17 protein-coding genes are annotated in these 21,493 nt (G+C 69.4%); 10 read left to right on the top strand and 7 right to left on the bottom strand.

Features of this window, described 5'->3' with window-relative positions; translation table 11 throughout:
* Positions 1–43 precede the first annotated feature (43 nt).
* From ABT254_RS45950 to ABT254_RS45940, 3 genes are all read right to left on the bottom strand, one after another.
* A complete protein-coding gene (locus ABT254_RS45950; RefSeq protein ID WP_351483688.1) occupies positions 44–439 on the bottom strand; it encodes a TOBE domain-containing protein in 396 nt (131 codons plus the stop codon).
* Between the two features lie 151 nt (positions 440–590).
* Entirely contained in the window at positions 591–2,540 is a 1,950-nt protein-coding gene (locus tag ABT254_RS45945) for an APC family permease (RefSeq protein WP_351483687.1), read from the bottom strand.
* A gap of 247 nt (positions 2,541–2,787) precedes the next feature.
* Positions 2,788–4,362, bottom strand: a complete 1,575-nt coding sequence (locus ABT254_RS45940) for a Na+/H+ antiporter (RefSeq protein ID WP_351483686.1) — start codon at positions 4,360–4,362, stop codon at positions 2,788–2,790.
* A gap of 251 nt (positions 4,363–4,613) precedes the next feature.
* Between ABT254_RS45940 and ABT254_RS45935 the strand changes: the two genes are divergently transcribed.
* Positions 4,614–6,506, top strand: coding sequence for an NAD-binding protein (locus ABT254_RS45935; protein WP_351483685.1), 1,893 nt, complete (start codon positions 4,614–4,616; stop codon positions 6,504–6,506).
* 37 nt (positions 6,507–6,543) lie between these two features.
* Here ABT254_RS45935 and ABT254_RS45930 read toward each other — a convergent pair whose 3' ends face one another.
* Positions 6,544–7,101: a hypothetical protein gene (locus ABT254_RS45930; RefSeq protein ID WP_351483684.1), complete on the bottom strand. Its 558-nt coding sequence runs from the start codon at positions 7,099–7,101 to the stop codon at positions 6,544–6,546.
* Between the two features lie 361 nt (positions 7,102–7,462).
* Here ABT254_RS45930 and kdpF point away from each other — a divergent pair, with 361 nt between their 5' ends.
* The 8 genes from kdpF (at position 7,463) to ABT254_RS45890 (ending at position 16,907) form a co-directional block, all read left to right on the top strand.
* Positions 7,463–7,552 (top strand): K(+)-transporting ATPase subunit F, encoded by a 90-nt coding sequence (gene kdpF, locus ABT254_RS45925; RefSeq protein WP_016434100.1) that lies wholly within the window; start codon positions 7,463–7,465, stop codon positions 7,550–7,552.
* A gap of 8 nt (positions 7,553–7,560) precedes the next feature.
* Positions 7,561–9,225 carry a potassium-transporting ATPase subunit KdpA gene (gene kdpA / locus ABT254_RS45920; RefSeq protein ID WP_351483683.1) on the top strand — a complete coding sequence of 555 codons (1,665 nt, stop codon included), beginning with the start codon at positions 7,561–7,563 and terminating at the stop codon, positions 9,223–9,225.
* Complete coding sequence (kdpB, locus tag ABT254_RS45915) at positions 9,222–11,351, top strand: potassium-transporting ATPase subunit KdpB (RefSeq protein WP_351483682.1); 2,130 nt, start codon at positions 9,222–9,224, stop codon at positions 11,349–11,351. The genes kdpA and kdpB overlap by 4 nt, the downstream gene beginning before the upstream one ends.
* Before the next feature lie 24 nt (positions 11,352–11,375).
* Positions 11,376–12,011 carry a potassium-transporting ATPase subunit C gene (locus tag ABT254_RS45910; RefSeq protein ID WP_351483681.1) on the top strand — a complete coding sequence of 212 codons (636 nt, stop codon included), beginning with the start codon at positions 11,376–11,378 and terminating at the stop codon, positions 12,009–12,011.
* 663 nt (positions 12,012–12,674) lie between these two features.
* A complete protein-coding gene (locus ABT254_RS45905; RefSeq protein ID WP_351483680.1) occupies positions 12,675–13,970 on the top strand; it encodes an extracellular solute-binding protein in 1,296 nt (431 codons plus the stop codon).
* Positions 13,971–13,976: 6 nt separating this feature from the next.
* Positions 13,977–14,984: a carbohydrate ABC transporter permease gene (locus tag ABT254_RS45900; protein WP_351483679.1), complete on the top strand. Its 1,008-nt coding sequence runs from the start codon at positions 13,977–13,979 to the stop codon at positions 14,982–14,984.
* A gap of 53 nt (positions 14,985–15,037) precedes the next feature.
* Positions 15,038–15,802, top strand: a complete 765-nt coding sequence (locus tag ABT254_RS45895) for a carbohydrate ABC transporter permease (RefSeq protein WP_351483699.1) — start codon at positions 15,038–15,040, stop codon at positions 15,800–15,802.
* A gap of 52 nt (positions 15,803–15,854) precedes the next feature.
* Entirely contained in the window at positions 15,855–16,907 is a 1,053-nt protein-coding gene (locus ABT254_RS45890; protein WP_351483678.1) for an endo-1,4-beta-xylanase, read from the top strand.
* 52 nt (positions 16,908–16,959) lie between these two features.
* On the opposite strand, the gene ABT254_RS45885 is transcribed toward ABT254_RS45890, so the two are convergent.
* From ABT254_RS45885 to ABT254_RS45875, 3 genes are all read right to left on the bottom strand, one after another.
* Entirely contained in the window at positions 16,960–18,006 is a 1,047-nt protein-coding gene (locus ABT254_RS45885) for a LacI family DNA-binding transcriptional regulator (RefSeq protein ID WP_351483677.1), read from the bottom strand.
* A gap of 142 nt (positions 18,007–18,148) precedes the next feature.
* Entirely contained in the window at positions 18,149–18,355 is a 207-nt protein-coding gene (locus ABT254_RS45880; protein ID WP_115913979.1) for a DUF5999 family protein, read from the bottom strand.
* A 391-nt stretch (positions 18,356–18,746) separates the two neighbouring features.
* Positions 18,747–19,331, bottom strand: coding sequence for a hypothetical protein (locus ABT254_RS45875; RefSeq protein ID WP_351483676.1), 585 nt, complete (start codon positions 19,329–19,331; stop codon positions 18,747–18,749).
* A 553-nt stretch (positions 19,332–19,884) separates the two neighbouring features.
* On the opposite strand from ABT254_RS45875, the gene ABT254_RS45870 reads away from it, so the two are divergent.
* A complete protein-coding gene (locus ABT254_RS45870) occupies positions 19,885–21,402 on the top strand; it encodes a glutamate-cysteine ligase family protein (RefSeq protein ID WP_351483675.1) in 1,518 nt (505 codons plus the stop codon).
* Positions 21,403–21,493 lie beyond the last annotated feature (91 nt).

Genomic DNA, 21,493 nt, shown 5'->3' with positions numbered 1-21,493 from the left:
GCTGGTCTCTTGCGGTGCGCAGATCAGGGGAGTTGTTCGTGGGTCAGGTGCGGTCGATGTGCACGTTGGTCGACTTCACACGGGCCGTCGCCTCCATGCCGACCTCGAGGCCGAGCTCCTCCACGGCCTCGCGGGTCAGCAGTGAGACCAGGCGGTGCGGACCGGCCTGGATCTCGACCTGGGCAGCCACGTCGCCGAGCTTGATCGCGGTGACGATGCCGGGGAAGGCGTTGCGGACCGAGGTGTAGGAGGTCTCCTCATCGGTGCTGCCCGCCTTGGCGAGTTCGACGGAGAAGGCGGCCAGGTCCCGGCCGTCGATGAGCCTTCGGCCGCCCTCGTCGCGATGGGTCGCCACCCGGCCGGCGTCGGCCCAACGGCGTGCGGTGTCCGGGCTCACGCCGAGCAGTCGTGCGGCCTGGCCGATTGTGTAGCTCTGCATGCGGTCACGATAGGGCCGGGGAAGGGGCCTGGTGGACGAGGGGCTGCGCCGCGGGGTGCCTCGATGTGCTGTTGATCGTCTGCGGCGTCGTCGTGGCTGGTCGCGCAGTTCCCCGCGTCCCATCAGGGCGCCTCCCCGGCGGGCGCCCGTGTCAGCCCGTGTGGACGCGGGGCCTGCGGGCGCGGTCCGGTTCCGCTTCGCGGAGGACCTCTCGGGTGACCGGGGCGACCTCGCCCTGGCCGAAGAGGAAGAAGCGCAGGAAGTTGGCGAACGGGTTGCCCTCGGTCCACTCGAAGTAGATGTGCGGGGTGCACCGGGTGGTGTCGCGGACGTGCAGGAGCAGGGCGGCCAGCGCGTTCGGGATGGAGGAGGACTCCAGGGTCAGCACCCGGTAGCGGCCGTGCAGGACCTCGCCGCGCACCGTCAGGCCCGCCTCGAACTCGGAGGGGTCGACGACCGTGACCTCGACGAAGACGAAGTCCTCGCCGGGGATGTCGTTGTCGTTCCGGATCTGCTCGATCTTGTCGCGGTACTCGGCCTTGTCCCGCTGGTCCGGCTCGTTGGCGATGAAGCGGATCTTGCGGCTGGCCATGTCCCGGACGAAACGTTCCGCCATGTCGTCCAGCGTCACGCTGGTGACGCGCAGCTCGAAGGCGCGGGCCAGCCGGGACAGCAGGGAGACCAGGATGATGCCGGCGATGAAGCAGGCACCGATCTTGACGCCGTCCGGGCGCTCGATGACGTTGGCCACGGTGACGTAGAGGAGGACCGCGGAGACGACTCCGAAGCCGATGGTCCAGCCTCGCTGCTGGGCGCGGCGGGCGGCGATGGTCACCGCGATCGCGGCCGAGGACATCAGGACCAGGACGCCGGTGGCGTAGGCGCCGCCCTGGGCGTCGACGTCGGCGTCGAAGATCCAGGTGACCAGGAAGCCGATCAGGGTGAAGACGATCACCATGGGGCGCACGGCGCGGGCCCAGTGCGGCGCCATGCCGTAGCGGGGCAGATAGCGGGGCATCAGGTTGAGCAGGCCGGCCATGGCGGAGGCGCCGGCGAACCAGAGGATCGCGATGGTCGAGATGTCGTAGACCGTGCCGAAGGCGTTGCCCAGGTATTCGTGCGAGAGATAGGCGAGGGCGCGTCCGTTGGCCTGGCCGCCGGACTTGAACTCCTTCTCCGGGATCAGCACGGTCGTGATGAAGCTCGTCGCGATCAGGAACACGCTCATGATCAGCGCGGCGGCCGTGAGGAGCTTCTTGGTGTCGCGGATGCGTCCCTGCGGGTTCTCCTCGGTGTCGCCCGGGTCGCCCTGGACGTGCGGCATGACCGCGACGCCGGTCTCGAAGCCGGAGAGGCCGAGCGCCAGCTTGGGGAAGACCAGCAGCGAGACGCCGATCATGGCGAAGATGTTGCCGTGTTCCGTGGTCAGGGCGCTGGTCCAGTCGGTGACCAGATGGCCCGCGGTGATCACGTGGTACATGCCCACGGCCACGACGACGACGTTGAGGCCGAGGTAGACCACCACCAGCGCCACCGCGACGCCGATCGCCTCCAGGAAGCCCTTGAGGAAGACCGCGCCGAGCAGGGCGACCAGGACGAGTGTGATCAGCATCTGCTTGTCGTGCAGGGTGCTGGTGAGGTGGGGGTTCTCGACGAGGTGGGTCGAGGCGTCCGCCGCCGAGAGGGTGATGGTGATCAGGAAGTCGGTGGCGGCGAAGCCGAGCAGGGTCAGGACGAAGAGCTTGCCCTTCCAGAACGACAGCAGCCGCTCCAGCATCGCGATCGAGCCTTCGCCGCGCGGGCTCTCCTCGGCCACTCGGCGGTAGACCGGCAGGGCGCCGGCGAGCGTCACGATCACCAGGACGATGGTCGCCACCGGCGACAGGAGGCCGGCGGCCAGCGCCGCGATGCCGGGCTGGTAGCCGAGTGTGGAGAAGTAGTCGACGCCGGTCAGGCACATCACGCGGTACCAGCGCTGCCCCTGGTGCGGGGGCTCCGGCTGGGCGTGCGGCGCCTGCTGGACGCCCTTGCCCATGTCGGACAGGCCCTCCAGCATCCAGGCGCGCAGGCGACTGGGAGGCGGGTGCTCGGTCGTGGCCATCGGCGTGCTCCTGAGGTGCGGCTCAGCGTGTGGATTCCGGCCATCACGCGGACGGCGGCACCAGCGTAAGCGGAGAGTGACGCAAGGGCCCACGGATGAGGGGGGCGACGGCGTCAATCTTCCGTTAAGACTCGCTGCTCGGCTGAAGCAGCGCCCAGGAAGGCAGCTTCTGTGGATGTTTGCTGTGGTTTGGGCTGTCCGGGGGGATGGGGTTCGACGATCGGGGCCGGACACCCAGCGTCATGGCTCAGATGTCCGTCAGGCGGGCTTCCTCCAGGTCCAACGACCGCTGCAGCCGCCTGCGGGTCGTGTCACTGATGGCGTGTTCGTCGTACAGGCGCTGCAGCTCCACCGCCTCGAAGGCGATGACGTCGCGGCGCAGCTGACGGTAGACCAGGTCGGCGGATTCGGCCGGGGCGCTCTGGCCGGTGTGGTCGGTGAGGCGGTCGCGGGCGTCGTCGAGGCGGGCGGTGAGGCCACGGCGGAGGCGGTCGAGCACGACGTCGGGGACGGCCTCGAGCGCGGAGAGTTCCTCCAGGCGCCGCATGCCCGCGTCGGCGAGCCGGCAGCGGGCCGCCGCCTCCTCGCGCTCGGTGTGGTCGGGTTCGAGGGCGATGCCCGAGCGGCGGACCACGGGGGCCAGGCTGAAGCCCTGCACGACGAGGGTGACGACCACGACCGAGGTGGTCAGGACCAGCACCAGGGGGCGGTCCGCGAGCGCCGAGCCGCTGCTGGTGGTCACCGGGATGGAGAGGGCCGCGGCCAGGGGGACGACGCCCCGGGTGCCCGCCCAGGTCAGCACCATCGGGACCCGCCAGTTCATGGGGCGGATGCCGCCCTTGCGCTGTACCACCGCCGACAGCGGGGCCAGCCACAGCAGCCGTACGGCGATCAGGGTGCCGGCGACCGCGAGCGCGTACAGCGGCCAGGCCCGGTCGCCGGGGGACAGCGCCCGCACCTGGGCGGGCAGGGCCAGGCCGATGAGGGAGAACACCACGCTCTCCAGCAGGAACACCACGGTCCCGTAGACCGCGTGCAGTTGGAGCCTGATGCGTGCGTTGGTGAGCTTCTCGCCCCGGCCGCCCAGCACGACTCCGGCGACCACGACCGAGGTGACGCCGGAGGTGTGGGCCGCCTCGGCCAGAACATAGGCGGCGTACGGCGTGACCAGGGCGATCACGGTCTCCAGGACCGGATCCTCGGTGCGCCGCCGGATGAGTGTGACGACGTGGGCCACGGCCGCCCCGATCAGTGTGCCGCCGCCCGCCAGCACGGCGAACTCACCGCCCGCCGCGCCCCAGTCCGCCGCGGCGGTCGTCACGGCCAGGCTCACCGCGACCCGGAAGAGGACCAGCGAGGTGGCATCGTTGAACAGGCTCTCCGCCTGGACCAGGACCTGGACCCGGGGCGGCAGGGCCAGGCGTCTGCCGAGTGCCGTGACCGCCACCGGGTCGGTGCTGGCCAGGACCGCGCCCAGCACGAACGCCATCCGCCACGACAGCGGCGTCACCAGCGAGGCCACCGCTCCGACCGCCGCCGCCGACGCCAGGACCAGGCCGATCGCGAGGATCCCGACCGGTTTCCACACCGCGCGCAGCTCGCGCCAGGACAAGTCCTCCGCGCTCGCGTACAGCAGCGGGGGCAGCACCACCAGGCCGATGATCTCGGGGCTGGTCTCGATCTCGGGGGTGCCCGGCAGCAGGGCCACGACAAGGCCGGCGACGACCAGGAGGGACGGGGCGGGGATGCGCCGACGGTGGGCGAAGGTCGCCACGACCGTGGCCAGTACGACCAGTGCGAGTACCGTCCCTACGCTGCGCATGCCTTCCCCCTGGGGCCTTCACGGGGACCACCGTGGCTCCCCGGCCGACCAGACTTCCCGGCACACCGCTTTCACCCTATCCGCCCCGCGCACGTCAAGACAGGGGCGGAGCTGCTGCCCTGGGCTGTCGCGGCCGACCGGGTCGGTGCGACGGAAAGGACGGAGGCCGTTGGCATGTTCTTGGCGAAATCTTGGGTGCCGGCCGGTGTCCCGCAGGAACTGCCCTCGATAGCGGCGGCGTTCTGCGTGATGTGACGTCGACTCTCCCCATCCGCATACCGCCCGGCCAGAGATCGCAGCACATGGTGATCTGCGGCGACGATGCTCTCGCGCACCGGCTCGCCGTCGAACTGGACGCCGTGTGCGGCGAGATCGTCACCGTCGTGCTGCCGTCCGCGAGCGACGAGCGCGGCGCGGAGATCGCCGCGCTGCACGACGACCCGCACTCGCCGGTCGAGCTGCATCTCTCCGTCCGCCCCGACGAGCGGGCGCTGCGGGCGGCGGGTGTCGAGCGGGCCGCCGCGCTCGCCTTGACCTACCGGGACGACCAGGTCAACATGACGGCGGCGCTGCTCGCCCGGACCATCAACCCCTCGGTGCGGCTGGTCGTCCGTATGTTCAACCGCGAGCGCGGCCACCATCTGGAGCGGCTGCTGGACCGGGCCGCCGGGCTGTGCGACGCCCCCGCCCAGGACACCTCCACCACGGTCCTCTCCGACGCCGACACCGCCGTACCGGAACTGGTGGCGGCCGCCGCCGTGGGCCACGGACACACCCTCCAGGTCGAGGGGAAGGTGTTCCGCGGTGTCGTACGGCCCGCGGGGTCCCCGTCGAACGTCACCGACCTGGCCACTCTGGCGGTCCTGTCCGGCGCCCACCAGGACGACCCGGCCAGCCAGGACAGCGCCGAGACGCCCGGCGAGGAGGGCACCCAGCTGCTGCCCGACACCCGCACCGCCCACCACCGGCAGTCCACGCACGGCCGGCTGATGCTGGAGGAGGTCACCCACCACGCCTCCGAAGCGACCGCCCGCGCCCGGCGTGTGCATCCCCGGCGGTGGCTTCGGGCGCGGCTCGCACATCTGCCGTGGAAGGTATTCCTGTCCCACCAGCTCGCGGCCGTCTACGGGGCGTTGACGGCAGTCGTCCTCGCGCTCGCGACCGCCACCGCGCTCTTCGCCGACGAGCATCCGTGGTGGAAGAACTTCTATCTGCCGCTGCTGGACATCTTCACCATGGGTGACCCGGCCACCGAGGAGTCGGTGGCCCGGCGGGTGCTCCAACTCCTGGCCGGTTTCGTGGGGTTGGCCGTCCTTCCGCTCGTGGTCGCCGCGACCATGAACGCCACCGATGCCTTCCGCACCGCCTCGGCGAGCCATCCGCCCGACGACGGTGTGAACGGCCACATCGTGCTGGTCGGTCTGGGGATGGTCGGCACCCGGGTGCTGGACCGACTGCGCGCCACCGACCACCGGGTGGTGGCCATCGAACGCGACCCGCACGCCCGCGGCGTCGCCCTCGCCCGCCGGCTAGGCATCCCGCTGATCCTGGAGGACGCCACGGCCCCCGGTGTGCTCGAACTCGCCCGGGTCCGGCAGAGCGGCTCGCTGCTCGTCCTCACCCGTGACGACGGTCAGAACCTCGACATCGTCATGGCCGTGCGTGAGACCAACCCCGCCGTGCGGGTGGTGACGCGCTTGTACGACGACGCCTTCGCGGCCACCGTCCAGCGCACCCTGCGTGCCTCCTACCCCGATGCCCTGACCCGGAGCAGAAGCGTTTCCGCGCTGGCTGCGCCCTCGTTCGCCGCCGCGATGATGGGCCGCCATGTGCTGGGGGTGATGCCGGTCGAGCGGGGCTCGCTGCTGTTCACCTGCGTGGACGTGGCCGGGCATCCCGAGCTGGAGGGACGCTCCGTGCACGAGGCGTTCCGCGAGAACGCATGGCGGGTGCTGGCCGTCGGGACCGACGCCGGGCCGCTGCCCGCGTCGGAGGCCGTGGACCGCCTCACCGGACCGCACCCCGGCCGGACGGGCTTCGACTGGCGTCCCGTGCAGGAACGGATCCTGCGGGCGGGCGACCGTGTCGTCCTGGCGACCACGCGGCGGGGTCTGGACATCCTGATGACGGGTGTGCGGCCGTAACCGCAGTCGACGGACCGCCGGAGCTGAACGGGGACGCTCACTTCAGATCGGAGACCTTGAACACGGTCAGCGCCGTCTCGCGCTCCACCCGCACGGAGAGCCGCTCCAACGCGGCGGACCCGCCCTGCAGGGTGCCGAGGGCCAGTGACGTGCGGGCGTCCTCGTGGAGCCGGTACCAGAGGTCGGGGTTGTCGACCAGGACCTGGAGGTCGAGTTCGACGTGCTCACCGAAGGCGTCCCTGAGCACGAGACGTCGTGTGATCCCGTCGAGGGTGCGCAACGAGACCAGCTGGTCGGTGCGGATCCTCCGGGTGCGCAGCAGCCGGCGTGAGGTCAGCCAGCCCTCGCCGACGCGGATGCGGTCGGGGCGGAGCAGGAGGAACAGCAGCACCGCGAGCGCGGACCACAGCGCACCGCGCCGCAGGGACAGCGTGTCCGCACACCAGTCGATCAGGAGGAGCAGGGCGAGGAGTACGACGGCGCAGCGGATGGCGCTGATCAGATCCCCCGTCCAGCGGCGATCGTGGAGCACCAGGCCGGACTCCGGACCGCACGTGCCGGATCCGGGCCCTCGCGTCTCGTCGAGCTGCCCCATACGCCAGACGGTAGGAGACCTTGCGACGTGGAGGAATGGGCCTTGACGGGACCCATACGGCCCTGCGGTCCTTCTTGACGGTGCCGCAACGCGAGCCGGTCGTGGCCCGGTCGCACCTGCATCAAGGACGTGTCACGGGTGCGGGGACCTGTACAGCCGTAAGGGCTCCGTCAAAGGCGTGCGGAGCGCCGTATGGGAGCCGTCAACGGCGCGGGTTCCCGGCCGCGAAGGCTGTTTCCTCGAACCGTCCCCGTCCGACCGAACCCTTCCAGGAGTTCACGATGGCCGATCTGGCCTTCGTCGTCACCACGATCGCCTGCTTCGTGCTGGTGGCCCTCGTCGCCAAAGGGGTGACGAAGCTGTGACCGCCGAGAACATCGTCGGACTCGTCGTGGCCGTCGCCCTGCTGGGCTATCTCGTCCTCGCCCTGATCTTCCCGGAGAGGTTCTGAGCCACCACATGGGTCCCGTACTCGCAGGCGCTCTCCAACTGCTCGCCCTCATGGGCGCGTTGGCCCTCGCCCATGTCCCCCTCGGCACCTACATGGCCAAGGTCTACGCCTCCGACAAGCACTGGCGGGTCGAGAAGTGGATCTACCGGGGCATCGGCGCCGACCCCGGCACCGAGATGCGCTGGACCGCGTACCTGCGCGGCGTGCTCGCCTTCTCGGCGGTGAGCGTTGTCTTCCTCTATCTGCTGCAGCGCGTCCAGGGCGTCCTGCCGCTGTCGCTCGGCTTCAAGGCCGTCGACCCCGGCCAGGCGTTCAACACCGCCGCGTCCTTCGTGACCAACACCAACTGGCAGTCGTACTACGGCGAACAGGCCATGGGCCACGTCGTGCAGACCGCCGGGCTGGCCGTGCAGAACTTCGTGTCGGCCGCGGTCGGTATGGCCGTCGCGGTGGCGCTCGTGCGGGGCTTCGCGCGCTCGCGCACCGGTGAACTCGGCAACTTCTGGTCCGACATGGTGCGCGGTGTGACCCGGATCCTGCTGCCGGGTGCCTTCGTCGCGGCGATCGTGCTGGTCGCCTGCGGTGTCATCCAGAACTTCTCCGGCATCCACGAAGTCGGTCAGTTCCTGGGCGGGCAACAGCAGTGGAACGGCGGCGCGGTCGCCTCCCAGGAGGCCATCAAGGAACTCGGCACCAACGGCGGCGGCTACTTCAACGCCAACTCGGCCCATCCGTTCGAGAATCCGACGCCCTTCACCAACCTCTTCGAGATCTTCCTGCTCCTGGTGATCCCCTTCGCGCTGACCCGCACCTTCGGCATCATGGTCGGCTCGGTCAAGCAGGGGTACGCGATCCTCGCCACGATGGCCACCGTCTGGGTCGGCTTCGTCGCCCTGATGATGTGGGCCGAGTTCGCCCACCACGGCCCGGCGTTCCAGCTCGCGCACGGTGCGATGGAGGGCAAGGAGGTCCGCTTCGGCGTCGGCTCCTCGTCGATCTTCGCGGTGTCGACCACGCTCACCTCGACCGGCGCGGTGGACTCCTTCCACTCCTCGTTCACCGGCCTCGGCGGCGGTATCACCATGCTCGGCATGATGCTGGGCGAGATCGCGCCCGGCGGTACCGGCTCCGGCCTCTACGGCATGCTGATCATGGCGGTCATCGCGGTGTTCATCGCCGGTCTGATGGTCGGCCGTACGCCCGAGTACCTGGGCAAGAAGATCGGCTCCCGCGAGATCAAGCTGGCGGCCTGCTACATCCTCATCACGCCCGCGCTGGTACTGATCTTCACGGCGGCCTCGATGGCCCTGCCGACGCCTCCGCACTCGATGCTCAACTCCGCTGCGCACGGCTTCTCCGAGGTGCTGTACGCCTTCACCTCGGCGTCCAACAACAACGGCTCGGCCTTCGCGGGCCTGAACGCGAACACCGACTGGTTCAACACGACGACCGGTCTGGCGATGATCCTCGGGCGCTTCCTGCCGATGGTGTTCGTGCTGGCGCTGGCCGGCTCGCTCGCCGAGCAGACGCCGGTGCCGGCCACCGCGGGCACACTGCGCACGGAAAAGCCGCTGTTCACCGGGTTGTTGGTGGGCGCGATCCTCATCATCACCGGTCTGACCTACTTCCCCGCGCTCGCGCTGGGCCCGCTGGCCGAGGGGCTGGCGTCATGACAACCGACGCAACGACGCAAGAGGACCCGATGTCCACAGCCACCCCGACCCGGGCGCCGCACAACGACGTACCCACCGGGCACAAGCCCGCCGAAGGACGTGTCGGCGCGGGCCTCTTCGACCCGAAGCAGCTCGTCAGGTCGCTGCCGGACGCCTTCCGCAAGCTCGACCCGCGGGTGATGGTCAAGTCCCCCGTGATGTTCGTGGTGTGGATCGGTTCCGTCCTGACCACCGTCTTCTCCTTCAAGGATCCGGGCGACTGGTTCGGCTGGGCGATCAGTGCCTGGCTGTGGCTGACCGTGGTCTTCGCCAATCTGGCGGAGGCGGTTGCCGAGGGCCGTGGCAAGGCGCAGGCGGAGACCCTGCGCAGGGCCAAGACCGACACGGTGGCGCGCCGGCTGGCGGGGGACGGCGAGGAGTCGGTGCCGGGCACCGACCTGAGGATCGGCGACCTGGTCGTCTGCGAGGCCGGGGACGTCATCCCCGGTGACGGCGATGTCGTCGAGGGTGTCGCCTCGGTCGACGAGTCGGCGATCACCGGTGAGTCGGCCCCGGTCATCCGGGAGTCCGGCGGCGACCGTTCGGCCGTCACCGGCGGCACGAAGGTGCTGTCCGACCGCATCGTCATCAGGATCACGACGAAGCCCGGCGAGACCTTCATCGACCGGATGATCAACCTCGTCGAGGGTGCGGCCCGGCAGAAGACGCCGAACGAGATCGCGCTCAACATCCTGCTGGCCTCGCTGACGATCGTCTTCCTGCTGGCCGTGGCCACGCTGCCGCCCTTCGCGGACTACGCGGGCACGCATCTGACGATGGTCGTGCTGGTCGCCCTGCTGGTCTGTCTGATCCCGACGACGATCGGGGCGCTGCTGTCCGCGATCGGCATCGCGGGCATGGACCGCCTGGTCCAGCGCAACGTACTCGCCATGTCCGGCAGGGCGGTCGAGGCCGCCGGCGATGTGTCGACGCTGCTGCTCGACAAGACCGGCACCATCACCCTCGGCAATCGCCGGGCAGCGGAGTTCGTGCCGGTGTCCGGCACCACGGAGGCCGAGCTCGCGGACGCGGCCCAGCTGTCGTCGCTGGCCGACGAGACTCCCGAGGGCCGCTCCGTCGTCGTACTGGCGAAGGAGGAGTACGGGCTGCGCGAGCGCCACCGCGGAGAGCTGACCGGGGCCGAGTGGATCGCCTTCACCGCGCAGACCCGGATGTCGGGTGTGGACATCGGCGGACGAAGGATCCGCAAGGGCGCGGCCGGTTCGGTCATCGCCTGGGTGGCGGAGCGGGGCGGCGAGGTCGCGCGGGACGCCCAGGAGGTGACCGACCGGATCTCCGAGGCGGGCGGCACCCCGCTGCTGGTCGCCGTCGAGGACCACAGGGGCGCCCGTGTCCTGGGCGTCATCCATCTCAAGGACGTCGTCAAGGACGGCATGCGGGAGCGGTTCGACGAGCTGCGCCGGATGGGCATCAAGACGGTCATGATCACGGGCGACAACCCGCTGACGGCCAAGGCGATCGCCGAGGAAGCGGGCGTCGACGACTTCCTCGCGGAGGCCACTCCCGAGGACAAGATGGCGCTCATCAGGCGGGAGCAGGCGGGCGGCAAGCTGGTCGCGATGACCGGTGACGGCACGAACGACGCGCCCGCGCTGGCCCAGGCGGATGTCGGTGTGGCGATGAACACCGGTACGTCGGCCGCCAAGGAGGCCGGCAACATGGTCGACCTCGACTCCAACCCGACCAAGCTCATCGAGATCGTCGAGATCGGGAAGCAGCTGCTGATCACGCGCGGCGCGCTGACGACCTTCTCCATCGCCAATGACGTCGCGAAGTACTTCGCGATCATCCCGGCGCTGTTCGCGGCCGTCTACCCGGGCCTGGACAAGCTCAACATCATGGGTCTGTCCTCGCCGGACTCCGCGATCCTCTCGGCGGTCGTCTTCAATGCGCTGATCATCGTCGCGCTGGTGCCGCTCTCCCTCAAGGGCGTGCAGTACCGGCCGGTGAGCGCGGACAAGATGCTGCGGCGCAACCTGACGATCTACGGCATCGGCGGACTGATCGCCCCGTTCATCGGCATCAAGGCCATCGACCTGCTCATCTCGCTCATCCCCGGGCTGTAACTCTTCTAAGGCGTGGTGAAGGACATGAACAACCCCGTTGTGAACACGGCTCGGTTGCTGGGGGCGGGGCTGCGTGCGTTGCTGGTGTTGACCGTGCTCACAGGCATCATCTATCCGCTGGCCGTCACAGGTGTGGCCCAGGCGCTGTTCACCAACAAGGCGAACGGCTCCGAGATCAAGGCTGACGGCAAGGTCGTCGGCTCCTCCCTGATCGGACAACAGGGCTACAGCCTGGACTACTTCCAGCCGCGCCCTGCCGACGGCCTGGGTGTGAACTCGGTCAACACCCAGTACCGGCTGATCCTTTCCGGCGCGACGAACCGCTCCGGCGACAACCCCGAGCTCATCAAATGGGTCAAGGAGGCGAAGGCGAAGGTCGTCAAGGACAATTCCGTCCCCGGCTACACCGTCAAGCCCTCGCAAGTGCCCGCCGACGCGGTCACGTCCTCCGGCTCCGGCCTGGATCCGGACATATCTCCCCAGTACGCCGACCTCCAGGTGCACCGGGTCGCCGAGCGCAACGGCCTGTCGGTCACCCAGGTCGAGAAGCTCGTCGAGGACCACACCGAGGGCCGCACGCTCGGCTTCATGGGCGAGCCCCGCGTGAACGTCCTGGAACTCAACCTCGCGCTCAAGTCCCTCGAAGGGGGAAAGCGGTGACTTGGCCGGGCGTGGCGCGGTAGTACTACGCTTCATCCTCCGAAGCTCCTGCCGATGGCAGGCGTCGCATGATCTGCCCCGAGCGGGTCTTGGGGAGTTCCACGAGCGGCCGGTCACCCAGCCGAGGCCCGCCGCCGTCCAGACCACGTCCCGTTCCGGCTTGACGTCGAACACCGCCCAGTGCGTCCACGCCACCCGGGTGAGATGACCGCCGATGAGGTGCTCTGGGCGAATGCGCCGGTGCACGGGACGATGAACGTCGCCGGTCATGTACACCCTGAAGATGGCCCCAGGCAAGCAGGCCTGTGATATGGATCACATGGATGTGTGATCAGTGATGCCTCGCGAGAGCCCCTTTGGGCGGCCGGTGGGCGTAGGTGTCCACGAACGGTGTGCCCTGTGCGTGGAGCGGTCCCGGTTGGTTCGTAAGGATCGCTGAGTTCGCCGAATGTTTCGCCCATTCCGGGTGCGGAGCGCATGAGGGGAGATCAATGCCCCGCCGCGCCGCGGACGTTGCCCGCAGATTCACCGCGTACAAGGGGTTGCCACCCTTTGGGAGCTGTCTCTAGGGTGCGGCAACAACGCAGCTTTCTGGATCATCTCCGAAACTTTCGGTCCCAGCGGACGGTCGTGGACGCGCCGTCCCTACCCAAGGAGCGCAATATGGGCGACCGGGCACTGTCCCGCCGCGGCTTCCTGGCGGCCTCCGCCGCGGCCGGTCTGGGCATGACGGCACTGAGCGGATGCGGCGGAGACTCGGACGGAGGGTCGTCGGACGGGACGACCACCGTCGAGTGGTGGAACATCTCCACCACCGAGCCGGCGAAGACCGTGTGGGCCGGTCTGGCCAAGAAGTTCGAGGCTCAGAACCCCAAGGTGAAGCTGAAGATCGTCCAGCTGGAGAACGACGCCTACAAGTCGAAGATGACGGCGCTGACCGCCTCCGGCAAGCTCCCCGACATCTTCCACACCTGGGGCGGCGGAGTCCTCAAGCAGCAGATCGACGCGGGGATGGTCGAGGACCTCACCGACCGGACCAAGCCGTGGGCGGGCCAACTGCTGCCGGCCTCGACGAAGGCGTACATCTTCGACGACAAGACGTACGCCATTCCGTTCGACATCGGCATGATCGGCTTCTGGTACAACAAGGCCCTGTTCAAGCAGGCCGGCATCGCCGCGCCCCCGACCACCTGGAGCGGCTTCCTCGACGCCGTGCGCAAGCTGAAGGCCAGGAACATCACGCCGATCGCCCTCGCCGGCAAGGAGAAGTGGCCCGGCATGTACTACTGGGCCTACCTCTCCATGCGCACCGCAGGCCTTGACGCCCTCCAGAAGGCCAGCGACGACAAGGACTTCACCGGCGCCGGATTCGTCGAGGCCGGACAGCACCTCAAGGACCTCGTCCAACTCCAGCCGTTCCAGAAGGGATTCCTCGGCGCCGCCTACTCCACACCCAGCGGCCAGGCCGCGACCGTCGGCAACGGCAAGGCGGCCATGGAGCTCATGGGGCAGTGGGCCCCGCAGGTGGAGGCGGACCAGGGCAAGGGCCTCGGCGCGAACCTCGGCTTCTTCCCGTTCCCGGCGGTCGAGGGCGGAAAGGGCGCCATCACCGAGGTGTTCGGCGGAGGCGGCGGGCATGCCCTGCGCAAGGGCGCCCCGCAGGCGGCCGTCGACTTCCTGAAGTTCTTCGCCTCCGAGACCACCGATCGGGAACTCGTCAAGAAGACCGGGGCCATTCCCGTGGCCCCGGGTGCCGAGAGCGCCCTCAGCGACCCCAACCTCAAGGCCGTGGAAGCCCAGTTGAAGAGCGCCACCGGCTTTCAGCTCTACCTCGACCAGGCGTACGCACCGGCCGTCGGGCAGGAGATCAACGACAGCGTCGCGGCGCTCATCGCAGGGTCCAAGTCGCCCGAGCAGGTCACGCAGTCGATCACGAAGACCGCGAAGGAAGAGCAGTAGCCGCCGATGACTTCCACGTCCTCCACGTTCCTTCCGGACAAGCGGACCGGACCGAGCGTCGAACTCCCGCCTCCCGCCGCGGACTTCGCGCGGGGGCGGGCCAGGCGGCGCCTGCTGAACTGGTTCACCGCGGTCGGCTTCCAGGTGCCCGCCCTGGTGCTGTTCATCGGCCTGGTCCTGTTGCCGATGCTGTTCGCGTTGTACGCCGCCTTCTTCCGCTGGGGCGGCTTCGGCATGCCCTCCGACTACGTGGGAACCGACAACTTCACCCGGCTCTTCCAGGACGACGTCTTCCTGGGCGACCTGTGGCGCTGCCTGGTCCTGGTCGTGCTGTCGCTCGCGCTGCAACTGCCGTTCGCGCTCGCCATGGCCGTGGCGCTCAACCAGCGGCTGCGCGGCCGGGCCGTGTACCGGATGCTGTTCTTCGCGCCGTACGTCCTGTCCGAGGCCATCACCGGCGTGCTGTTCAGCATGATCTTCGCCCCGGACGACGGACTCGCCGACCACGTCCTGGGCGCCGTCGGCCTCGACGGCCTGGGCGGGGAGTGGTTCGCCGATCCCTCCTACGTCATGGCGACCCTGTTCCTGGTCATGACCTGGAAGTACTTCGGCTTCCACATGATGCTCTACCTGGCCGGACTCCAGTCCATCCCGGCCGAGTTGACCGAGGCGGCGCTGATCGACGGCGCCGGGCCCTGGCAGCGGTTCCGCAATGTCACCCTGCCGCTGCTCGCGCCCACCCTGCGCATCAGCGTCTTCCTGTCGGTCATCGGGGCGATCCAGCTCTTCGACCTGGTGTGGGTGGTCACCCAGGGCGGCCCCGACCACCACTCCGAGACGATGGCCGTGACCATGTTCCAGTACGGCTTCAAGCGCTACCAGGTCGGTTACGCCAGCGCGATCAGCGTGGTCATGTTCGGCATCTGCCTCGTCTTCGCCCTCGCCTACCAGCGGTTCGTGCTCCGCCGCGACCTCGAAGGGGCCACCACGAACATGAGGGGAGACGGCACGTGAAGACCCTGCGTCAACTGCCGCTGCACGTCGTCCTTGTCGCCGTCGGCGCGGTGATGGTCGTACCTCTGCTGTACGCCGTCATGTCCGGCTTCAAGTCGACGGCCGAACTCTCCCGCAACCCCTTCGGGCTGCCCGAGCACTGGCTGACCGGCAACTACACCGACATCCTCGGCTCCGGCGGCTTCTGGAGGATGCTGGGCAACAGCACCCTGATCGCCGTGGCGACGACCGTGCTCATGGTCGCCGTGTCCGCGCTCGCGGCCTTCTCCTTCGCCCGGTTCGCCTTCCGCGGGCGGGAGTTGCTGTTCACCTTCTTCACGATGGGGCTGATGTTCCCCTTCGCGGTGGCCGCACTGCCGCTGTTCCTGCTGCTGCGTTACCTCGACCTGCTCGACAACCCGCTGGGTGTGATCCTCCCGCAGGCCGCCTACGGACTGCCGATGACGATCATCATCCTGCGTGCCTTCTTCCGGCAGATCCCCGGCGAGCTGGAGGAGGCGGCCACCCTCGACGGGTGCAGTTCCTTCGGTTTCCTCTGGCGGGTGCTGCTGCCCATGGCACGGCCCGCGCTGGGCACGGTCTCGGTCCTCGCCGTGGTCGCCAGCTGGAACAACTTCATGCTGCCGCTGCTGGTGTTCACCGACAACACGTGGTGGACCCTGCCGATCGGCGTCCAGCAGTTCCAGGGCCAGTACTCGGCGGAGTACGCGCGCGTCTTCGCCTATCTCGTCCTCGCGATGGTTCCCGCCCTCGCCTTCTACTCGGTCGCCGAGCGGCAGCTCGTCGGCGGCCTCACCGCCGGTGCCACCAAGGGATGAGGCGCACCGGCGTCCGTACGGCCCCGCACCCCACACCGTGAGGAGTCGCACCATGCGCAAGACCACCCGTCTCAGACTCGCCGGCGGCCTCGCCGCTGTCCTGGTCGCCGCCGGGATCGCCACCGGCCCCGCGGCCCAGGCGAGCCCGAAGCAGCCGACGCTCGCGGAACTGGCCCAGCGCCACGGCCGCTACTTCGGCAGCGCCACCGACAACCCCGAACTCACCGACACCGCCTATACGGCCCTGCTCGGCAGCGAGTTCGACATGATCACGCCCGGCAACGGCATGAAGTGGTACGCCACCGAGCCCGAGCAGGGCGTCTTCGACTGGACGAACGGCGACCAGATCGTCGACCTGGCCCGCAAGAACCACCAGCGGGTCCGTGCCCACACCCTGGTCTGGCACAGCCAGCTGCCCGACTGGCTCACCGGCCGCGCTTGGACCGCGGACGAGCTCAGGGCCGTACTGAAGAAGCACATCCAGACCGAGGTACGGCACTACCGCGGCAAGGTCTACTCCTGGGACGTCGTCAACGAGGCGTTCAACGAGGACGGCACCTACCGCGAGACGCTCTGGTACAAGACGCTCGGCCCCGGCTACATCGCCGACGCGCTGCGCTGGGCCCACCAGGCCGATCCGCACGCCAAGCTCTACCTCAACGACTACAACATCGAGGCGGTCGGCCCGAAGAGCGACGCCTACTACCAGTTGGCGAAGGACCTCAAGGCCCGGAAGGTCCCGCTCGACGGCATCGGACTCCAGGCCCATCTGGCCCTCCAGTACGGCTATCCGACGACCCTCGAGGACAACCTGCGCCGCTTCTCGCGGCTCGGCCTCGACACCGCGCTCACCGAGGTCGACGTACGGATGATCCTGCCGGCGACCGACGAGAAGCTGGCGCAGCAGGCCCAGTGGTACCGGGACCTGACCGAGGCATGTCTCGCGGTGCGGCGGTGCGTGGGCATCACGGTGTGGGACTACACCGACAAGTACTCGTGGATCCCGGCGTTCTTCCCCGGTGAAGGTGCTGCGCTCCCGTGGGACGAGCAACTGCAGCCCAAGTCCGCCTACTTCGCGATCAGGGCGGCGCTGGGCGGCAAGTAGAGAACGCCCCGGCGGTGCAGTGGGGAGCACCGCCGGGGTCCGGCCCCCCGGCTCAGGGTGCCGGGGGTGCCGTGCTCGACCGCACCACGAGCTCCGTGCCGAGTTCCACCCGCGGTGAGTCGGGCTGTTCGCCGCGGGCCAGCCGCAGCACCGTGCCGACGGCCAGCCTGCCCATGTCGGCCAGCGGCTGGCGCACCGTCGTCAGCGGCGGGGCCGACCAGCGCACCTCCGGAAGGTCGTCGAAGCCGACCAGGCTCATGTCCTGCGGCACCCTGAGGCCCCGCCGGCGCAGTGCCTCGATCGCGCCGAGTGCCATCTGGTCGCTGGCCGCGAACACCGCCGTCGGCGGTTCGGGCAGGTCGAGGAGGGTGTTGCAGCCCGTGAAGCCGGACTCGGGGTGGAAGTCGCCGGGGACGACGAGGTTTTCGTCGACCGAGAGCCCCGCCCTCTCCAGGGCGGCGCGGTGGCCGTCGAAGCGGGCTCTTGAGCACAGCAGCCTGGGCGGGCCGGCGATGAGGCCGATCCTGCGGTGGCCGAGGGACAGCAGGTGCCCGGTGGCCGCCATGCCGCCCGACCAGTTGGCGGCGCCGATGGTGGGGACGTCGAGGGCGGGGGAGCCCGCCGGGTCGACGACCACCAGCGGGACGCCCAGGGCGCGCAACTCCTCGTGCAGGACCGGTTCCAGCGCCGAGGTGACCAGGACGACGCCGTCGGAGGCGCGGGCCCGCAGATTGCGCATCCACTCGCGGGCGTCACCGGAGCGGCCGTGGATCGCCGACACCACGGTGCCGACCCCGGAGGCGTGCGCGGCCTCCTCGACGCCCCGGATGATCTCCACCGCCCACGGGCTGTCGAGGTCGTTGAAGACCAGGTCGAGCAGGGCGGCGCCGGTCGCTGAGGCGGCGGCGCGCCTGCGGTGGCCGTAGCGCACCAGCAGGTCCTCGACGCGGGCACGGGTCTGCGGCGAGACGTCGCAGCGGCCGTTGACGACCCGGGACACGGTCGGCACCGAGACCCCGGCCCGGCGGGCGATCTCCGTGATCGTGACCTTGCCGGGGGCTTCGGACGGCGCCTCGGCCCCTGCCTCGTCCGCGGCCAATTCCCCACCTCCGTCGACGTGACCGGCACACGCAACTACGCGCAGTGATCGCCTCCGCACATGCGTCGGGGCCGGTTCGCAGGGTGTCCTGGCGACCGGCCCCTCAAGTCTCCGGGTGGTGTGGCGCACCGCCCGGTGCCGCTCAGGCGGCCGTCATCACCTGGCCGGCGCCCAGCGGGCGGTGCGGCGCGATGATCTGGCCGTCGGGCAGGAGCTCACCGGTGTCCTCGAAAAGCAGAACGCCGTTGCACAGCAGGCTCCATCCCTGCTCCGGGTGGTGCGCCACGAGTCGGGCGGATTCCCGGTCGGCGGAGTGGGCTGTCGGACACGGCGGCTGGTGCTGGCACATTGATGGGATCTTTCGCTCTGTCGTGATGTGTGTGATGGCTGTCTTGGCTGTCCCGCGGCTTGAAGCTCCGTTCATGGCCGCCCCCCGTAGTGATTAAGTCGGTCCAGTCCCAGTGTTGCCCCACGGGCGTCAATCCGCAGGGATTTCGCAGCACCGCTTCTCACAGGTTGAGGACGCATCCCGGGCGCGGACGGTTCAGTGCAACTGCACTGTCACTTCGGGTGGTTCCCGGTGGCCGGATGGGGCTAGTCCTTCCAGGTCAGACCCCGTTTTCGGCTCGTACGAGCAATTGGCTGCTCGTACGAGCGAATTGACGGGCGGAAAAGCGTTGTGCCCCGTTCCGGAATTCCGGAACGGGGCACGAAAGGTGCCTGGCGAGGGGCGGTGGTGCTCAGGCGGGCGAGCCCAGCAGTGGGACGGGAGTCGCCCGATGGGTCAGCACCGGGAGCAGTTCGGCGACGCGCAGCGGGCGGTGCGCGGCGATGCCGGGCGGCGCCGGCGCCAGCGGGACGAGGAGGTCCGTGGCGGCGGGATGGCCCGTGGCGCCGTCCGCGGTGCAGTCGCCGTGCAGCCACAGTGTGAGCATGTACAGGCTGGGTACCGAGAGGAGGCGCGGCTGGTAGGGCTGGCTCATCGTCTCCGCCTGGCGCAGGGCACGCTCGGTGGAGGCGATGTAGGGGCCTTCGAAGAAGTGCGAGAAGGCCCAGCCGTCAGGGGTCAGCATGGTGTCGGCGGCCGCCACCGAGCGCTCGCCGCAGCGGATCAGGAAGCGCCACCCGGCCAGCCGGGTGGCGGACACGCCCGCGGGGCTGAGTTGGTCCAGTACGTGTACGGGCAGCGGGAGTTCGGGGGTGGCGGGGCCCTGGGAGCGCAGCAAGGAGGGAGTTCGGGCCTCGCGGACCGCGGTGGGGGAACCGAGTGCGGTCAGGACGGTGCGAAGGGCGGGCGCGGGAGCCGGGGGGACATGCAGCGGCATGGTGGGTCGCCTCTCATTCGACAGGCACGGTGGCGCGAGGGCGGGGGCGGACGGCGCTGTCTGCTCACGTGGCCAGAGGGGCGGGGGCCGGGGCCTGGGAACGAGGAGTGTGGCTGAGGCCTGCCGCACGTCACCTCGACGGCAGGTTCCATGACCGCGGGCGCCGACCCTCTGTCTTGTTCGCGGAGTTTATACGACATGTGTTCAGACCGTGTTTCGTCTAGCCGTTTCGGGTGCACTCGGCAAGGGTGTATCCGGTCGGCGATACGCAGGAATCATCCCGATTCCGCTGCCACCTTACGCCGGTGACCTCGGTAAATAGTCGGGGAGCGGTCGGCCAATTCTCGTCGGCGTTTTTCACGAGTTCGTCGTCGGCCCGAAACCGCGCTGTGACTCATGCCTGGTGAATGTGCCACCGGTCACGCTCATCAGAGTAGCGGGCGACGCCCCGGCGCGGGGACGTTATCGATCGCCCCGGCTGGGCATCATCCCACGTGACCCCGACACCGGGCGGCCGGATCCTCGAGCCGCCCACGCGAGGAGGGACGCTTCGATGGGGGAGAAGGTCGTGGCAGGCCGGTTCGACCTGTCCGATCGGCAGCACTACCGCGACAAGCTCCGCAGGTGTCTGACGGGACTGGAGCGGCTCCTGGACGAGAAGCGGTTCGATCGCCCGAAGAACCTCATGGGGTTGGAGATCGAACTGAATCTTGCCGGGAGCGACGGCATGCCGAAAATGCTCAATGCCCAGGTTCTCGAGCGGATCGCGAGCCGTGATTTCCAAACAGAACTCGCCATGTTCAATCTGGAAGTCAACATAGCCCCACATCGATTGGGTGGGCGGGTATTCGACCGGCTCGCCGAGGAACTCACGACCTCGCTGGCATATGCCCACCGAAAAGCGGGGGAACTCGACGCGGGAATCGTGATGATCGGCATTCTGCCGACCCTCGACCGCGACGACCTGGTCTCCTCCAACCTCTCCGACGTCGACCGCTACGCCCTGCTCAACGAGCAGATCGTGGCCGCCCGCGGCGAGGACTTCGTCCTCGACATCGACGGCGTGGAGCGCCTCACCTGCACCTCGAAGTCCATAGCCCCGGAGGCCGCCTGCACCTCCGTGCAACTGCACCTCCAGGTCACCCCGGGCCGCTTCGCCGATGTCTGGAACGCCGCGCAGGCCGTCGCCGCCGCGCAGATCGCCGTGGGCGCCAACTCCCCGTTCCTGTTCGGCCGCGAGCTGTGGCGCGAGTCCAGGCCCCCGCTGTTCCAGCAGTCCACCGACACCCGGCCGCCGGAGCTGCAGGCGCAGGGCGTGCGCCCGCGCACCTGGTTCGGGGAGCGCTGGATCTCCTCGGCGTACGACCTGTTCGAGGAGAACGTGCGGTTCTTCCCGGCCCTGCTGCCGATCTCGGACGAGGAGGACCCGCTGCGGGTCCTCGACGAAGGCGGCGTCCCCACGCTGGCCGAACTCGTCCTGCACAACGGCACGGTGTACCGCTGGAACCGCCCGGTCTACGGCATCGCCGACGGCGTCCCGCACCTGCGCGTCGAGAACCGCGTCCTGCCCGCCGGGCCCACCGTCACCGACGTCATCGCCAACGCCGCCTTCTACTACGGCCTCGTCCGCGCCCTCGCCGAGGAGTCGCGACCGGTGTGGACCCGGCTGCCCTTCGAGGCGGCCGCCGCGAACTTCGACGCCGCCTGCCGGCACGGCATCGACGCCCGCCTGGAGTGGCCGCGGCGGGGCCGGTACAGCGGCACCACGCAGGTCGACGCGGTGAGCCTGGTACGCGACGAACTGCTGCCGCTCGCCGAGGCGGGGCTGGACGCGTGGGGGGTCGAACCCGCCGACCGCGACCTCTACTTGGGCGTCATCGACGAGCGCTGCCGACGCCGCGTGAACGGCGCGACCTGGCAGGCGGCGACCTTCCATCGGGCCCTGGAGACCGGCCTGTCGCGGGATGCCGCGCTGGCGGCCACGACTCGCAGGTACAGCGAGCTGATGCGGGCGGGGGAGCCGGTGCACACCTGGCCGGTGGGACTGCCGGAGCCGGTGCCGCTGGGCTAGTGAGCTGGTCCGGAGATCCTGTCGCAGTAGTGGCAGATCCGGTCGATGATCTGGTCGGCTGTCTTGGTCCAGCGGAACGGGCGGGCCTGTT

It is taken from the genome of Streptomyces sp. NPDC001137, from assembly GCF_040298885.1.
Taxonomy (GTDB): domain Bacteria; phylum Actinomycetota; class Actinomycetes; order Streptomycetales; family Streptomycetaceae; genus Streptomyces.
The sequence above is the reverse complement of the archived record's forward strand: the minus strand, read 5'-3'. Positions and strand labels throughout refer to the sequence as shown.

What these genes read in the sequence shown, in the direction of transcription:
- kdpA (WP_351483683.1), top strand. Translation starts at nt 7,561, where the DNA reads ATGGGTCCCGTACTCGCAGGCGCTCTCCAACTGCTCGCCCTCATGGGC.
- ABT254_RS45890 (WP_351483678.1), top strand. Translation starts at nt 15,855, where the DNA reads ATGCGCAAGACCACCCGTCTCAGACTCGCCGGCGGCCTCGCCGCTGTC.
- ABT254_RS45910 (WP_351483681.1), top strand. Translation starts at nt 11,376, where the DNA reads ATGAACAACCCCGTTGTGAACACGGCTCGGTTGCTGGGGGCGGGGCTG.
- ABT254_RS45870 (WP_351483675.1), top strand. Translation starts at nt 19,885, where the DNA reads ATGGGGGAGAAGGTCGTGGCAGGCCGGTTCGACCTGTCCGATCGGCAG.
- ABT254_RS45880 (WP_115913979.1), bottom strand. Translation starts at nt 18,355, where the DNA reads ATGTGCCAGCACCAGCCGCCGTGTCCGACAGCCCACTCCGCCGACCGG.
- kdpB (WP_351483682.1), top strand. Translation starts at nt 9,222, where the DNA reads ATGACAACCGACGCAACGACGCAAGAGGACCCGATGTCCACAGCCACC.
- ABT254_RS45945 (WP_351483687.1), bottom strand. Translation starts at nt 2,540, where the DNA reads ATGGCCACGACCGAGCACCCGCCTCCCAGTCGCCTGCGCGCCTGGATG.
- ABT254_RS45940 (WP_351483686.1), bottom strand. Translation starts at nt 4,362, where the DNA reads ATGCGCAGCGTAGGGACGGTACTCGCACTGGTCGTACTGGCCACGGTC.
- ABT254_RS45875 (WP_351483676.1), bottom strand. Translation starts at nt 19,331, where the DNA reads ATGCCGCTGCATGTCCCCCCGGCTCCCGCGCCCGCCCTTCGCACCGTC.
- ABT254_RS45930 (WP_351483684.1), bottom strand. Translation starts at nt 7,101, where the DNA reads ATGGGGCAGCTCGACGAGACGCGAGGGCCCGGATCCGGCACGTGCGGT.
- ABT254_RS45905 (WP_351483680.1), top strand. Translation starts at nt 12,675, where the DNA reads ATGGGCGACCGGGCACTGTCCCGCCGCGGCTTCCTGGCGGCCTCCGCC.
- ABT254_RS45900 (WP_351483679.1), top strand. Translation starts at nt 13,977, where the DNA reads ATGACTTCCACGTCCTCCACGTTCCTTCCGGACAAGCGGACCGGACCG.
- ABT254_RS45895 (WP_351483699.1), top strand. Translation starts at nt 15,038, where the DNA reads ATGGTCGTACCTCTGCTGTACGCCGTCATGTCCGGCTTCAAGTCGACG.
- ABT254_RS45950 (WP_351483688.1), bottom strand. Translation starts at nt 439, where the DNA reads ATGCAGAGCTACACAATCGGCCAGGCCGCACGACTGCTCGGCGTGAGC.